Genomic DNA, 13670 nt, shown 5'->3' on the forward strand with positions numbered 1-13670 from the left:
TGTTATGTTTAGACCTGAATTACTCTCACCCGCCGGCAGTTTAAAAGCACTGCGTCTGGCCTTTGCCTATGGTGCCGATGCGGTGTATGCCGGCCAGCCGCGTTACAGCCTTAGAGTGCGCAACAACGAGTTTGACTTAGCCACGCTGGAAATGGGCATTAACGAAGCCCATGCATTGGGCAAAAAGCTGTATGTGGTGGTCAATATTGCGCCGCATAACAGTAAGCTAAAAAGCTTTATCGCCGATATGGCGCAGGTGGTAGCGTTAAAGCCGGATGCGCTGATTGTGTCAGATCCCGGCGTGGTGTATTTGCTCAAACAGCATTTCCCGCAGATGCCGCTGCACTTATCGGTGCAGGCCAATACGGTGAACTGGGCGGCAGTAAAGTTCTGGCAGGCGCAGGGCGTTGAGCGGGTTATTTTATCGCGTGAGCTGGCGGTAGATGAAATCGCCGAAATCCGCCGCGAAGTACCTGATATGCAGCTGGAGGTTTTTGTGCATGGTGCGTTGTGTATGGCTTACTCCGGCCGCTGTTTGCTGTCGGGCTATATTAACAAGCGCGACCCGAATCAGGGTGCCTGCACCAACAGTTGCCGCTGGCCGTATCAGGTGCATGCTGCGCGCGAGGACGAGGTAGGCCAGTTTACCCCGATAAGCACGCCGGCGTTGTTAGAAGAGCAGGGCCGCCCTGGTGAGCTGATGGCGATAGATGAAGACTTGCACGGCACCTATATCCTTAATTCAAAAGACTTACGTGCCATTGAGCATGTACCGGCGTTAATGGCGATGGGCGTGCATTCGCTGAAAATCGAGGGCCGCACTAAATCGTCGTATTATGTCGCGCGCACTGCCCAGGTGTATCGCCAGGCGATTGATGATGTGGCAGCAGGCAAAGCTTTTAACCCTAATTTACTTAGCGAGCTGGACGGTATGGCCAACCGCGGCTTTACCGAAGGATTTTTACGCCGGCATAAACCGCAGGACACGCAAAACTACGACACCAGCCACAGTGTCGGCGAGCAGCTGTTAGTCGGTGAGTTTATTGGCGAGCAGGATAGCGAAGGCTTTGCTTTGTTGGAGGTAAAAAACCAGTTTGCCATCGGCGATAACCTGGTATTAATGACACCGGCCGGCAACCAGATTTTTATTTTGCAGGCGCTGCGCGATAAGCACAATAACGCTATTTTACTGGCACCGGGCGCGTGTTATCAGCTTAAAGTAAAGTTACCGCAGCAAACTGATTTGCGCTTTGCCATGCTGTTAAAACAGCTGCCTGTCGCGGCCAGCGCCAGCAGTGATGTAGCCGTGAATGCGGCAGGTTAACCATGCCCGCCGTAATTGAAGTCAGCTGTATTAATTGCGATATGTGTGTGCCCGAGTGCCCAAATGCGGCGATTAGCATGGGCGCCAAGCACTATGAAGTCGACCCGCTGCTGTGTACCGAATGCATTGGCTACTACGATAAACCCACCTGCATTGCCGTCTGCCCGATAGATTGTATTGATTTAGTTTGGAGCTTTTAACCACGCGTATGGATGCAGCAAGGAGGCATATTAGACAAATTGGGATGTTTCATTTTGCTTAGATGCCAAGTTCAATTATGTGCCAATATCCGAATTTGGTTTATAGAAATTAATTTTGTGCTAAACCTAAAATTAACACTTTAAAATTAAGAGAGGCGCCCTTGAATAGCTTTGAAAAAAAAGCTACTGGCAAAACATCTACCAGCAAAAAAATGCCACCGCGGTCAGCTGGTTTCAGGCAGAGCCTGCTATGTCCCTTGAGCTCATTACCAGCTGCAACTTTGAAAAGTCTGCATCAATCATAGACGTTGGCGGTGGCGCATCTGGTTTGGTCGACCACTTACTTCAACGAGGATACTCCCAAGTTACCGTGTTGGATATTTCTGCGGCGGCGCTGGCCGTTTCGCAGCAGCGGCTAGGGAGCAACTCGGCTGCTGTAAAATGGATAGAGTCCGATGTCACGGCCTATCGTCCTCAGCGGCAGGTGGAATTGTGGCACGATCGCGCCGTGTTCCATTTTTTAACAGAGATAGAAGACAGGCAAAACTATATTCGTGCGCTGAAGCATGCACTGGCAATTAATGGGCACCTGATCATCGCATCCTTTGCTATTGGTGGACCTGAGCAATGCAGCGGTTTGCCCATAGTGCAATACGATGCCAGTAAACTTAGTGCGCAGCTTGGGCAGGGCTTTACTTTGGTTGAAGAGCGAACAGAAAAACACCTTACACCAGCCGGGCTTGAACAAGCCTTTGCTTACTTTCATTTTGTTCGTAGTGCTTCCTCTACATGACCCACAAAACGTTAATAGACAGACGTTGCGAACGTTTACATTCATTTTCAGGTCGCGAGACGTAACTAACAGCCATAGCTCTCTTTATAGTCTGCACACTTAAATTGATTTCATCCCGTTTAACGAGCCCAGATACAGATTTTTACTCTGGGACAAAGGTTAAGTCATTAATCCAACGCCACGGCTTTTATTTGCGCATATAACTGCTGGCCTAACTGCAATCCCAAACGTTCCACTGATTGTTTAGTTAACAGTGCTTGCAGTGGCTGACCTTCCAGTGTTAGGTGCACCAGGGTTTCGGCCGGGTGGGGGGCGGGGTTAAAGCCGCTGATGCTGACTTGCAATTGATTACTGACCGAGCTGTCGCTAAGCGGTGTTAGGCTCAGCGCCACATCGCGCGCCTGAATACGTAAACGGTATGAAGTGGGGGAATAGCTTGCTGTGTCGCCATGCTGCGGCGCCGGTAGTTGTAAAGGCTGCTGACCGATACTTAGCTGCAACAGGTGATCAGTGCTGCCGTGGTTTTTGGCATGCAGCAGCGACATAGCGCCGATGGCGGCTAATTCGGGTTGCAGCAATTGTTGTGGCAGTGGGCCTTGGCTGTGAATGTGGCCATGTTGCATCAGCACCAGCTGGTCAGCTAATTTCACCACGTCATCCAGCTGATGGCTGACCAGCAGCATCGGAATACCGGTCTGGCTGGCGATACGTTGTAAAAACGGCAAAATCTCGCTGCGACTTTGCTGATCCAACGATGCCAACGGTTCATCCAGCAGCAGTAATTGCGGCTGGCTGAGTAAAGCTCGGCCGAGAGCCACGCGCTGGCGCTGGCCGCCGGAAAGTTGCTCTGGTGCTTGCTGTAATAACGGTGTTAGCTCCAACAGATGGATCACCTGCTCTGGTTGCAGAGCAATATCCGTGTCTTTAGTTAAGCGGCTAAAGCCATACAACAGGTTTTGTTCAACTGTTAAATGCGGTAATAAGCTGCTTTCCTGAAATACCATCCCAATTCGGCGCTGATGCACTGGCACAAAAGTATTGCCCTGTTGCCAGACTGTATCAGCAAACTGTACCTGAGCGTTGGCATGGCGATCAAGGCCGGCAATAGCCCGCAGCATCGTGGTTTTGCCACAGCCAGAGCGGCCAAATAGCGCCGTTACGCCCTGTAACGGCAGGCTGTTATTTAGCTGCAGAGTAAAGTCACCGCGCTGAATAGTTAATGCCAGGGTTAAACTGGCAGTTGTCTGGGCAGGCGGGGTTGATGAAGCCGTGTGCTGATCGGCTGCCAGCCAGGATTTGTCCCGACGCGTTGTGATATGAAATAGGCTCATCATAGAATAGCCTCGCGCTCAAAATGGCGGTTTAAACCATAGACAATAAACAGCACTGCAAAGGCGCTGATTAACAAGCCGAGTGATAACTGCTGCGCCTGAACATAGTTCATTGCTTCGGTGTGATCGTAAATAAGTACCGATAGCACCTGGGTTTCACCCGGGATGCTGCCGCCAAGCATTAAGATCACGCCAAATTCGCCAAGCGTATGAGCAAAGGTTAAGGTGGCGGCGATGATAAAACCGCCGCGGCATAGCGGCAGTACCACGCTAAACAGCTGATCCAGCTTGCCGGCACCTAAGGTAGCGGCCACTTCCAGTGGCCTTGGCCCCATGCGGCGAAAACTTTCCAGCAGCGGCTGCACGGTAAAGGGCAGCGAGTAAATCACCGAGCCGATTAAAATGCCTGTAAAACTAAACGCCAGATGGGATAGACCAAGGCGTTCAAGCGTGCCACCGACAGCGCCATGCGGCCCCAGTAGCAATAATAAATAAAACCCCAGCACCGTTGGCGGTAATACCAGCGGCAGCGCCACTATCGCCTGAATAGCGGTGCGCAGTTTGCTCTGGCTCAGCGATAACCACCAGGCCAGCGGCGTGCCCAGTAGTAATAAAATAAGGGTGGTGTATAAACATAGCTTTAATGTCAGCTGTATTGCTTGCCAATCTTGCGGGCTAAGGGTAGCGAAAAGCTCCTGCATAGCGTTACTCCCGCCTGCCTTGTTGTTCACTAGCAGGATGTTCAAAGCCGTAGCCTTGCATAATGGCAAGCACATCTTTGCTGGTCATAAAGGTGGTAAACTGATGCGCGCTGCTGTTATTCGCACCATGGCGGGTAATCACAAAAGCCTGAGTCAGCCCCTGATGCAGCTCTGCCGGAATAAGTTGATAGCCTTGCTTTGCTAATTCGGGAAACTTGGCCAGAGACAGCGCAATAATAGCGATATCAGCGCCACCGCTTTGCGCCAGTTGCGCAGTTTGGGCGATGTTTTCGCCATACACCAATTTGGGTTCTACTGCAGACCAGACACCGGTAGCCTGTAGCGCCTCTTTGGCGCGCTGGCCATAAGGTGCATGGGCGGGTTGGGCGATGGCGAGGCGGCGAAAGGGCATAGTTGTCAGTTGTGACAGTTCAATACCCGTCATATTTTGCTGCGGGCTCCACAGCACAATTCGGCCAAGGGCATAAAGCTGTGGCTGAGTGACTGCATGGCCTTCAGCGTAGAGTTGCTCGGGAAACTGAATATCGGCTGAAAAAAAAACATCATAGGGCGCGCCATGGCGGATTTGCGTGCTGATTTTGCCACTGGAGCCATAAATGACCCGAACGTCTGCCGCTGGCTGCTGTTGCTTAAATAGCATGATAATGTCATCCAGCGCATAACGTAAGTCTGATGCCGCTGCGATAGTCAGCTTTTCGCTCGCATAAACAGGTAGGGCACAGACAAAGCAAAGCAGCAATACTCTTCGGATCATAGGTTACTCCCAGCGCGCCAGCGCTTGCTGATCGCTTGCTTTGGCTGCAACCCAGTAATCACCGCTGTCGGTGTGCTCTTTTTTCCAGAACGGCGCGCGGTTTTTCAGGTAATCCATAATAAATTCGCAGGCGGCAAAGGCCGCGGCGCGATGCGCGCTGGCAATGCCGACAAACACGATTTGCTCATTCGGTTTTAGGGTGCCAACGCGGTGAATAATATGCACCGCGCCAAGCTGCCAGCGGCTTTGTGCCTGCTTAGCAATAGCGATAAGGGCTTGCTCGGTCATGCCGGGGTAGTGTTCCAGCGTCATGCTGTGCAGGGTGTTGTCACTAAGCTCACGTACCAGGCCGCTAAAGGTGACGACAGCGCCACAGGCTGAGTGGTGGCGTAGCTCGTCGTATTCGCTGGCGACACAAAAATCATCGCTTTGTACTGCAACAAAGATGCTCATATCCTTTACCACCTGCTAGCCGCCGGTTACCGGGGGGAAAAACGCCAGCTCATCGCCATCCTGCACGCTGGCCGTTAACGGTACCAGGTGCTGGTTTACGGCGCAGAGCAAATCGGTGCGGCTAAGTTCCTGCTGCCAGTTATGGCAACGGCTTTGCAGTTGCTGCAGTACGTCGGCCACCTGCAACATTTTGCCATCGCAACTAAGCAGGTATTGTTCGCAATCTAGCCGTTCTCGAAGCGCGGCGAAAAACAGAATTTTAATCATATTGCCTCCAAGAGATAATGCTCAGATTTACCGCCGTTTTTCTCTAGCAAGCGGATATCGCTGATAACCATCGCCTTATCTACTGCTTTGCACATATCGTAAATGGTCAAGGCTGCGACACTGACGGCGGTCAGTGCTTCCATCTCCACGCCAGTGCTACCACTTAGCAAACAACAGCTTTCGATCTGAATTTGGCCTTGCTCTGGTAGCAATTGAAAATCGACCGATACTTTGCTAAGCAGCAGTGGGTGACACAGCGGGATCAGCTCGCTGGTTTTTTTCGCTGCCATAATGCCGGCAATGCGAGCAGTGGCCAGTACATCGCCTTTTTTCAGCAGTGCCTGAGCAATTAATTCAATCACTTGTGGCGTGGTTTGCACTAAAGCGCCGGCTCTGGCCAACCTGTTGGTATTTGGCTTAGCACTGACATCGACCATCGCCGCAGCGCCGCTTTGATCTAAATGGGTAAGGGTTGCTGTCATCTTAAGCTCCACAGCTTTTCAGCGGGCTGTTTTTTACATGGGCAACAAAGTTGCAGGGTCCGGTTTTGCTATCTAATTGCGGTAAAATCAGCTGCTGCATCGCCAGCCGGCAGGCGCCTCCTGAGCCTGGCATAGCAAAAATTAAGGTGCCATTCGCCAGGCCTGCCAGAGCGCCGGATTGCAGCGCGGCTGAGCCCAACTCGTTAAACGATAATTGGCGAAACAGCTCGCCAAAGCCTGGCACCTCGGTGTCTAGCAAAGGAGTTAACGCAGTTACCGTGCAGTTAGTGTGCTGAAATCCGGTACCACCATTAATCAATACCACCTGAATGTTATCGCTTGCGATCCACTGGCTTAGCTTAGCGCGCAGCTGGTATTTGTTATTGGGCAGTAATGCCCGGTCGACCAGCTGATGGTCGGCGCTTAACAGCATCTGACTTAACAATTCGCCGCTGCTGTCATTGTTGCTATTGCGGCTATCCGACACGGTCAGGACGGCAATTTTAAGCGGATAAAACCGGTTTAAATCAGGCTTTGGCATACAGGCTCCCGCTGTTAACTAATGAAAGATAGTGCAGCCAGTCTGCTGGCGTATTGGTATTTAATAACTCAGCCGACGGGGCTGCCAAGGCGGTGGCATTCAGCTCTCTTAGCAGCGCTTGTACTGAGCGTTGGCCGCTGTGTAATTGCTTTCTGATAAGCTCGCTTAGCACCGGGCTTAACGGCAACACGCAGGGCAGTGGACTACTGGCAAAGTAAGCGGCATCGCCATTGGCCCCTAGCACCAGCTGCTGCAGGCTGGCAACGCTTAACAGCGGTGTATCAACCGGCAGGATCAGCAGCTGCGAAGTGGTGCAGTGCGCAAGCGCCGCTAAGATACCAGCCAGAGGCCCGGCCTGATGCTCAGTGTCGTTAATAAAGCCCGGCTGGTTTCGGCTTACAAGCACCTCAGTGGCACCGCTATCGATGGCCAGTTGCTGCATATGTGCCAGTAAGCTTTGGCCATTAATGTTGAGCAGAGCTTTATCCTGACCCATGCGGCTAGATTGGCCGCCGGCTAAAATCAGCGCGCTAAATGGCTTATTACTGCTCATGTTAATCGCCTCTTTTATCCACCGATCTGGGCTAAATGCCGGGTGCTGCCGCTGTAATCCTGCGCTAGCTGGTGGCTAAAGGCTTTGCCTTGCACCGCTTGCTGTAAAAAGTTCATCAAGGGCGTGCTGTCATCGCTTTGCAGCAGGCTACGTAAGTCCTGATAACTGTCGGTAAACAGGCATAAATACAGGGCTCCAGTGCTTGATACCCTAAGCCGGTTGCAATCGGTGCAAAAGTCTTTGCTGTAGGGCATGATAAGGCCAATACGGCCCTGATAAGCTGGGTGTGAATACTCCAGCGCCGGGCCGTCGGTTTTGGCTTTGGCGTTCAGCTGCCAGCCCTGAGCCAGCAATTGTTTCTGAATACTCTCACCACTTAAATGCTGGCGCTGATAAAAGCCGGCATTGTCACCGGTGCGCATCAGCTCGATAAAACGCAGTGCGATATCCTGCTGCTGAATAAACTTAAGAAAATCGGGTAGCGCTAAGGCATTATGCTGCTTTAACAGCACGGTATTAATTTTCACTTGCTTAATACCAATGGCTTTAGCGTGCGCTATGCCATCTAAGATATCGAAAAGCTTGTCTTGGCCGGTCACCAGATGAAAGGTATCAGCATCTAAGCTGTCGACGCTGACATTAACAGCATCCAACCCGGCAGCGTGCCAGGCTAGCGCATCGCGCTTTAAACGATAGCCGTTAGTGGTTAGCGCCACTTTTTCAATGCCGGGCACGGCTTTGCAGGCAGCGATAATCTCGGTTAAGTCTTTACGCAGTGATGGCTCACCGCCGGTAATGCGTACCTTGCGGGTACCGAGTTTGGCAAAGGCAGTGACTAAACGGCGGATTTCTGGCAGTGTTAGCTCGCCGCTGCGAGAGGTGCAGTCAGTGCCGTCTGGCAGGCAGTAGCTACAGCGAAAATTGCAGCTTTCGGTAACAGACAGCCGCAAATAACTAAAGCGGCGCGCATAAGCGTCAGTTAACATAATTCACCTTTCCAAGTGGGGAGGTAAGGCCGTTTCCAGACTTACCCGGTGGCGATAGTGCCACGGCATACCGTTCATGACCGCAATAAGGCGTTAGAACCGGTAGCTCGGTGTTATGCATGTAAGTTTAAGCAGTTTGCCGGTGTATTGTTATTGCCAAGAAGGGGCGCCTTACTATTACTTAGTGGGTAAATTGTCTTAATTTCACCTTGCGTCTTACTAGGTGCTTTGTAACATATCTAATTAGGTGAGAGAAATTCACGGTGCCACTAAATTATGTAATATATCCTGAGTGTGACCAGAATTTTTGACGGGTAAAATGAAAATGTGACCACTCAATAGGGTGGTCATCTTTTCATGGTATCGAAGCGGCCAATGAAGAGCGCGTGGTCACAAGATGGTCACAACAGAAGTTTTTGTGGTGAAATTAGAAAAATTTCACATAGCTCTGTATAATGGCGGCTGTTTGAATTTAAATTTAAATAAAGTTAACTAAGACTGGGTGTTGAAAATAATTAAGCCCACTTACAGGGGCAAACGCAAAGCCACAATCATATGGAGGTGGCTTTTACTTCCAGACTTGCCACAACCAGGTCATGCAAGGAATGAGCGCCATCGCGAAGAGAAAACCAGCTATCAAATCATTTCTTATGGTAGGTCTAAATACTAAAGCATATGGAAATGCGAACCAAAGATAGTTCAATAGATAAACCCAGCTGCCTTCCGAGACAGCATAATAGCCGATAATAAAAAGGCAAATTGTTGGGAAAAGCATAAAAAGCTGGAGAATTAACAATCCAATTGGATTGAGTACAAATGCAGGAACTACAGCCGGGTTCATCGTCCTTTGTTTAAATATTTGATAGAACGCGGTATAAGTTGACATGGCAACAATCCCACAAGTGAAAAAAACGATACTGTCCATGAACGTTTTAACCTACTTCAATTGAGTCGATGATAGATGCCTGAGCGAGAGGTTAGAGCCAAATGCCCAAGCACGAAAACAATGTGATGTCTCTTGTTGTAATAGCTAAGCGATTCAACAAATAAAATTAAAACACGAGGCTGCCAGATGGTCAAGCAATTGATTTTATTTAATATAATTTTTCAAGTAAGGAATCTGAAAGGAGCAAAAATCACATATTTTGGATAACTTGCTTAATCACACCAACAATCACGGTATTACTTTGTAGCACTTGCAAGCGATAGTCAGTATTAAACGCTCGTAAGTACGTTATCTCACAATCTAACACTAATTCTTTAACTGCAACAGATACTTGATTATCAGACAAAACTACAACGATACTGCCATTAACCGCATGTGTGTCTGGATCAACAATCATAAGTGCATTATCAGGAATGCAACACCCTGAAGGCCTAACCATGCTATCACCTTGCATACGGAGGGCAAACGCCCGTTTTCCAACTGTTGTTGCGTGGCGTATTCTTTCCCTAATGGATAATTCAGAGCCATAGTTTAACCATTCACCCAACTCTTGCCATAAAAATAAGTGGAACTGACTCGTGCGTTTGCCTAGTTGACATGGCGGCATCATCATCGACTGAACCATCTCCATTCATCAACCAAGCGATGTTACAGCTTAGAATCATAGCAAGATGAGCCGCATTTTCACCGCCAGGTTTCGCAATACCATTTACCCATTGTGATACTGTACCTCTTGAAACATGCATAGCCTTGGCTACATCGTTAGACTTAAGTTCAAGCATCGCCATCCTTGATAACAATCGTTCACTGAACATCGGTTTTTTATTCATTGAAAACTCTACTGGGAGAGGATTTTGTTGTTTACAACCATGCAGCAATTCAGTCTCGCTACATTTTAACGCTCTTGCTAGTAAAGGTATATGCTTACTATTAGGTGAGCGTCCACTTTCCCACTTTGAAATTGTTACATCAGAAACGCCAACAGCTTTAGCTAGCTCTTCTTGGCTATAATTTAAAGCAGTTCGTAATAGCCTGATCTGCATGTTTAATTTTTCACTAGCCATTCATAAACTCCACACGCATCCATCATGAAATTATTTTCAGCGTCAAATCGTATTAAAAATGTTTTTAAGCAACATGGTTTTTAAGACGTTTTTTAATTTTGTCATTGATGTTAATCCAAATTTGAACTTAAGGCCTGCTCTACTTACAGGATGTTTTTAAGCACTATATAAGTCGGCCAACTGGCGCTGTGTGTCATAGTTGCGTCTGGTGCTTTTGCAAGAATTTCTTCAAGCTGACCTTGTGGATCAAGATAAAAGTCATGTTCCATTTGGTTGTAGTGTTTCATTTTTGGACGCCAATACCCGACACCTTGGTCTAAAATAACCTGTGTTTTACTTCCATCACGCCATTCAAGCGTTAATACACGGGAGTGGGGCAATTCGCGGTTTGAATCAACTAAATTAATGGATATCGTATTTTCCATACCTTCTTGGGTAAGTAAGTTTGTTAGAAGATATTGTTGTTCATCTGGAATTTGCCAATCATGGTTTAATAACTTGCCCATCTGATTCGCGTTACTGCAAAGCGTATTAATGTTGATGTTGGCATGATTGTTTTTGATAAAAGCTTTAATAAAAGCACTGCAAAGCAGGGCAGCCCAAGGCGATTTAAGGTATCTGTCGGAGTAAGTTAGACTAATTAAACTCTCTGACTCCAGCTTTTGTAAAAAGTCAGGTAATTGCTTCGCGAAAAGCTCTGATAGACGGTAAGCGTCCGGTGAACACATCTTTTATTTGCTGACTGATCACGCATCATACCTGTCACCGTTTTCAACCGTGAGAGTTATGAATGCCCGTATTAAAACAATCCGATGTACGTAGGGCCTTTTCGCCCGAGTTTAAATGGCAGCTCGTTCAGGAATCCAAAGAACGTGTATTGTCGGTATCTGAATTGGCGCGCAAATACGATGTAAATACCAACCAGGTGTTTCGCTGGGTGCGAGAAGTTAACGTCGGTAAGGCTTTGTGGGTCAGGCGTGCTAAAGGTGAAGTGGATATGCCAGCTGCCCCCACGCCATTCCTTCCTGTCAGTGTCAGTGCGATTGAAGCTGTGCCGGTGCTCCATAAACCAGCCATAACGGTGTCGTTTCGCAGTGGTCATCAACTGGTATTGCATGAGGCAACACCGGGTATGTTGCAGCAATTGGTGGCGGCGTTGTCATGATTACCTTATCCCATGAACTGCGTGTATGGCTGTGTGCCGGTTACACCGATATGCGCAAGGGCTTCGATGGTCTGGCGGCTATGGCGCAGCATGTGCTTCAAAAAGACCCTTTTAGTGGGCATGTGTTTGTGTTTCGAGGGCGGCGTGGGGACCGGATTAAACTGCTATGGTGGGATGGTCAGGGGTTGTGTTTGTTTTACAAGCGCCTGGAGCAAGGGCGGTTCGTGTGGCCCACCGCAAAAACCGGTGTAGTGCACTTAACGCAGGCCGAATTGGCGTTGTTGCTGGAAGGCTTAGACTGGCGCCCGCCTGCCAGAAAAAACACACCAAAAAATGCTGCATAAGCACAATTAATCAATGAGTTAGATGCCATTTTATGTTATCATGCACCGCATGAAAACGATGGCATCTCACTTACCCAATGACCCGAAACAGTTGCAGGAAATTATCCTTCAACTGCAGTCAACGCTTGCCCAACAAGATACCGTTATTGCCTCGTTACGCCACCAGTTATCCGTGTTAAAACGTGCCCGCTTCGGGCGTTCGTCCGAGCATCTCGACAAGCAAATTCATCAGTTGGAATTACAACTTGAAGAGCTGGAGATGCAGACCAGTGTCTTACCTAAGCTAGTTGCACCAGCAACAGAGGACAAAGCGACGCCACGTCGACGCGCTTCTCTGCCTGCACAATTGCCGCGAGAAGAGCTGCGTGTTGAAGCCGCCTGCCAGTGCCCGGGATGTCAGGGCGAATTAACCCATATCGGTGATGATGTCTCTGAAATGCTGGATGTGGTACCGGCATCTTACCGGGTTATCCGCATTGTGCGGCCAAAGTTCAGCTGCCAGCTCTGCGACACACTGGTTCAAGGCCAAGCGCCTGAGCGTGTGATTAAAAAAGGACTGGCCAGTGCAGCGTTGCTCACACAGGTTATTGTCGATAAATACCTCGACCATCAACCGCTGTACCGCCAGGCTGAGCAGATGGAACGTGAAGGGATTGATGTTGAACGCTCTACTCTGGCAGACTGGGTAGGACAAACTGGCGCCTTACTCACGCCACTGGCTGATGCCATCGGACGCCATGTGAAAGCTGCCAACCACGTGCATGCCGATGACACCACCGCACCGACGCTATCACCGGGTAAAGGTCGCACTCAAACGGGTCGTTACTGGACCTATGTCCGCGATGGTCGCCCCTGGGGAGATAGCACACCGCCTGCGGTATGGCTGCAATACAGTGAAGACCGAAGAAGTCTTCATCCTGCGGCGCATTTAAAAGATTACAGAGGCTCACTGCAGGCCGATGCTTATGCCGGTTACAACGAATTATACCAACGGCAAATCACCCAACATGGTTGCTGGGCACACGTGCGGCGTAAGTTCTATGACATCACTCAAAGCGGCCCTTCGCCTTTAGCCGACGAAGCCATTGCGATTATCCAATCCCTCTATATGATTGAAAAGCAGGTGCGCGGCCAACCACCGGATGAACGACAACACATCCGAGCCACAAACGCCAAGCCAATCCTTGAGCGCTTCCATGCGTGGTTGCAAACAACCCTGCGTACCTTATCGAAAGGCTCGCCGTTATCCAAGGCTATTCATTATGCTCTGAAACAGTGGGAGGCGTTGGTTGCCTATGTGGATAACGGTTATGCTGAGATAGATAACAACAGTGCAGAGCGCTCATTGCGGCCGATTGCCTTGGGTAGGAAAAATTACCTGTTTGCGGGTTCAGTTGCCGGAGGAGAGCGAGCTGCCGTGCTGTACTCAATACTCGGCACCGCTAAACTCAATGGCATCAATCCAAATGACTATCTCACAGCGGTACTCAAACGTATCGGCAATCACCCCATCAACCGTGTCGATGAGTTGTTACCTTGGAATATCGATCTATCCAAACAGTCAGGTGACGCGATTTAAGACACCAAGTGTCCACTAAAATTAAGTGGACACTTAAATCAGAGCGCTAACCTGTGATCGCCGGACGCTTACTTCCATTAAAACTTATACAGTCTAAAAAACTGAGCATCAAAGATCTAGAGAGTCTTACTGTGGGAGAGGTATCGGCAGATTTAATGTTTGACAT

General features: G+C 49.3%; 18 protein-coding genes, 1 pseudogene and 1 riboswitch. Of the genes and pseudogenes, 6 read left to right on the forward strand and 13 right to left on the reverse strand.

Annotation, left to right across the window (positions count from 1 at the left end):
• Positions 1 to 4 precede the first annotated feature (4 nt).
• The 3 genes and pseudogenes from trhP (at position 5) to ACUJFK_RS08245 (ending at position 2317) form a co-directional block, all read left to right on the forward strand.
• Positions 5 to 1324 (forward strand): prephenate-dependent tRNA uridine(34) hydroxylase TrhP, encoded by a 1320-nt coding sequence (gene trhP / locus ACUJFK_RS08235; RefSeq protein ID WP_445426648.1) that lies wholly within the window; start codon positions 5 to 7, stop codon positions 1322 to 1324.
• Positions 1325 to 1326: 2 nt separating this feature from the next.
• Positions 1327 to 1506, forward strand: a pseudogene (locus ACUJFK_RS08240) (YfhL family 4Fe-4S dicluster ferredoxin); the annotation flags it as partial.
• A 268-nt stretch (positions 1507 to 1774) separates the two neighbouring features.
• Complete coding sequence (locus tag ACUJFK_RS08245; protein WP_445426649.1) at positions 1775 to 2317, forward strand: class I SAM-dependent methyltransferase; 543 nt, start codon at positions 1775 to 1777, stop codon at positions 2315 to 2317.
• A 167-nt stretch (positions 2318 to 2484) separates the two neighbouring features.
• On the opposite strand, the gene modC is transcribed toward ACUJFK_RS08245, so the two are convergent.
• The 13 genes from modC to ACUJFK_RS08310 all read right to left on the reverse strand — a co-directional run bounded on the left by modC (position 2485) and on the right by ACUJFK_RS08310 (position 10922).
• Complete coding sequence (modC, locus tag ACUJFK_RS08250; RefSeq protein WP_445426650.1) at positions 2485 to 3651, reverse strand: molybdenum ABC transporter ATP-binding protein; 1167 nt, start codon at positions 3649 to 3651, stop codon at positions 2485 to 2487.
• Positions 3648 to 4349, reverse strand: a complete 702-nt coding sequence (gene modB / locus ACUJFK_RS08255) for a molybdate ABC transporter permease subunit (RefSeq protein ID WP_445426651.1) — start codon at positions 4347 to 4349, stop codon at positions 3648 to 3650. The genes modC and modB overlap by 4 nt, the downstream gene beginning before the upstream one ends.
• A 4-nt stretch (positions 4350 to 4353) precedes the next feature.
• The gene (modA, locus tag ACUJFK_RS08260) at positions 4354 to 5124 is read right to left on the reverse strand and encodes a molybdate ABC transporter substrate-binding protein (protein ID WP_445426652.1); all 771 of its coding nucleotides are present in this window, start codon (positions 5122 to 5124) and stop codon (positions 4354 to 4356) included.
• Positions 5125 to 5127: 3 nt separating this feature from the next.
• On the reverse strand, positions 5128 to 5577 hold the full coding sequence (gene moaE, locus ACUJFK_RS08265; RefSeq protein ID WP_445426653.1) for a molybdopterin synthase catalytic subunit MoaE: 450 nt from the start codon (positions 5575 to 5577) through the stop codon (positions 5128 to 5130).
• 15 nt (positions 5578 to 5592) lie between these two features.
• Positions 5593 to 5844, reverse strand: a complete 252-nt coding sequence (locus tag ACUJFK_RS08270; protein WP_445426654.1) for a MoaD/ThiS family protein — start codon at positions 5842 to 5844, stop codon at positions 5593 to 5595.
• A complete protein-coding gene (gene moaC / locus ACUJFK_RS08275) occupies positions 5841 to 6326 on the reverse strand; it encodes a cyclic pyranopterin monophosphate synthase MoaC (RefSeq protein ID WP_445426655.1) in 486 nt (161 codons plus the stop codon). The genes ACUJFK_RS08270 and moaC overlap by 4 nt, the downstream gene beginning before the upstream one ends.
• Position 6327: 1 nt before the next feature.
• Positions 6328 to 6867 (reverse strand): molybdenum cofactor synthesis domain-containing protein, encoded by a 540-nt coding sequence (locus ACUJFK_RS08280; RefSeq protein WP_445426656.1) that lies wholly within the window; start codon positions 6865 to 6867, stop codon positions 6328 to 6330.
• Positions 6854 to 7420, reverse strand: coding sequence for a molybdenum cofactor guanylyltransferase (gene mobA, locus ACUJFK_RS08285; protein WP_445426657.1), 567 nt, complete (start codon positions 7418 to 7420; stop codon positions 6854 to 6856). Before mobA ends, ACUJFK_RS08280 begins: the two co-directional genes overlap by 14 nt.
• Positions 7421 to 7434: 14 nt before the next feature.
• Positions 7435 to 8406 carry a GTP 3',8-cyclase MoaA gene (gene moaA / locus ACUJFK_RS08290; protein ID WP_445426658.1) on the reverse strand — a complete coding sequence of 324 codons (972 nt, stop codon included), beginning with the start codon at positions 8404 to 8406 and terminating at the stop codon, positions 7435 to 7437.
• Positions 8395 to 8531: riboswitch (molybdenum cofactor riboswitch) on the reverse strand. (Overlaps the previous gene by 12 nt.)
• Before the next feature lie 443 nt (positions 8532 to 8974).
• Positions 8975 to 9292, reverse strand: coding sequence for a hypothetical protein (locus tag ACUJFK_RS08295; protein WP_445426659.1), 318 nt, complete (start codon positions 9290 to 9292; stop codon positions 8975 to 8977).
• Positions 9293 to 9542: 250 nt separating this feature from the next.
• Positions 9543 to 9899 (reverse strand): LexA family protein, encoded by a 357-nt coding sequence (locus ACUJFK_RS08300; RefSeq protein WP_445426660.1) that lies wholly within the window; start codon positions 9897 to 9899, stop codon positions 9543 to 9545.
• On the reverse strand, positions 9892 to 10416 hold the full coding sequence (locus ACUJFK_RS08305) for a helix-turn-helix domain-containing protein (protein WP_445426661.1): 525 nt from the start codon (positions 10414 to 10416) through the stop codon (positions 9892 to 9894). The genes ACUJFK_RS08300 and ACUJFK_RS08305 overlap by 8 nt, the downstream gene beginning before the upstream one ends.
• 143 nt (positions 10417 to 10559) lie before the next feature.
• A complete protein-coding gene (locus ACUJFK_RS08310; RefSeq protein ID WP_445426662.1) occupies positions 10560 to 10922 on the reverse strand; it encodes a hypothetical protein in 363 nt (120 codons plus the stop codon).
• A gap of 284 nt (positions 10923 to 11206) precedes the next feature.
• On the opposite strand from ACUJFK_RS08310, the gene ACUJFK_RS08315 reads away from it, so the two are divergent.
• The 3 genes from ACUJFK_RS08315 to tnpC are packed head-to-tail and all read left to right on the forward strand — an operon-like array spanning position 11207 to position 13504.
• On the forward strand, positions 11207 to 11581 hold the full coding sequence (locus ACUJFK_RS08315; protein WP_445426663.1) for a transposase: 375 nt from the start codon (positions 11207 to 11209) through the stop codon (positions 11579 to 11581).
• The gene (gene tnpB, locus ACUJFK_RS08320) at positions 11578 to 11925 is read left to right on the forward strand and encodes an IS66 family insertion sequence element accessory protein TnpB (protein WP_445426471.1); all 348 of its coding nucleotides are present in this window, start codon (positions 11578 to 11580) and stop codon (positions 11923 to 11925) included. The genes ACUJFK_RS08315 and tnpB overlap by 4 nt, the downstream gene beginning before the upstream one ends.
• Positions 11926 to 11974: 49 nt before the next feature.
• Positions 11975 to 13504 (forward strand): IS66 family transposase, encoded by a 1530-nt coding sequence (gene tnpC / locus ACUJFK_RS08325; RefSeq protein WP_445426772.1) that lies wholly within the window; start codon positions 11975 to 11977, stop codon positions 13502 to 13504.
• The last annotated feature ends 166 nt before the right edge of the window (positions 13505 to 13670 follow it).

The organism is Alishewanella sp. HL-SH06 (assembly GCF_052656265.1).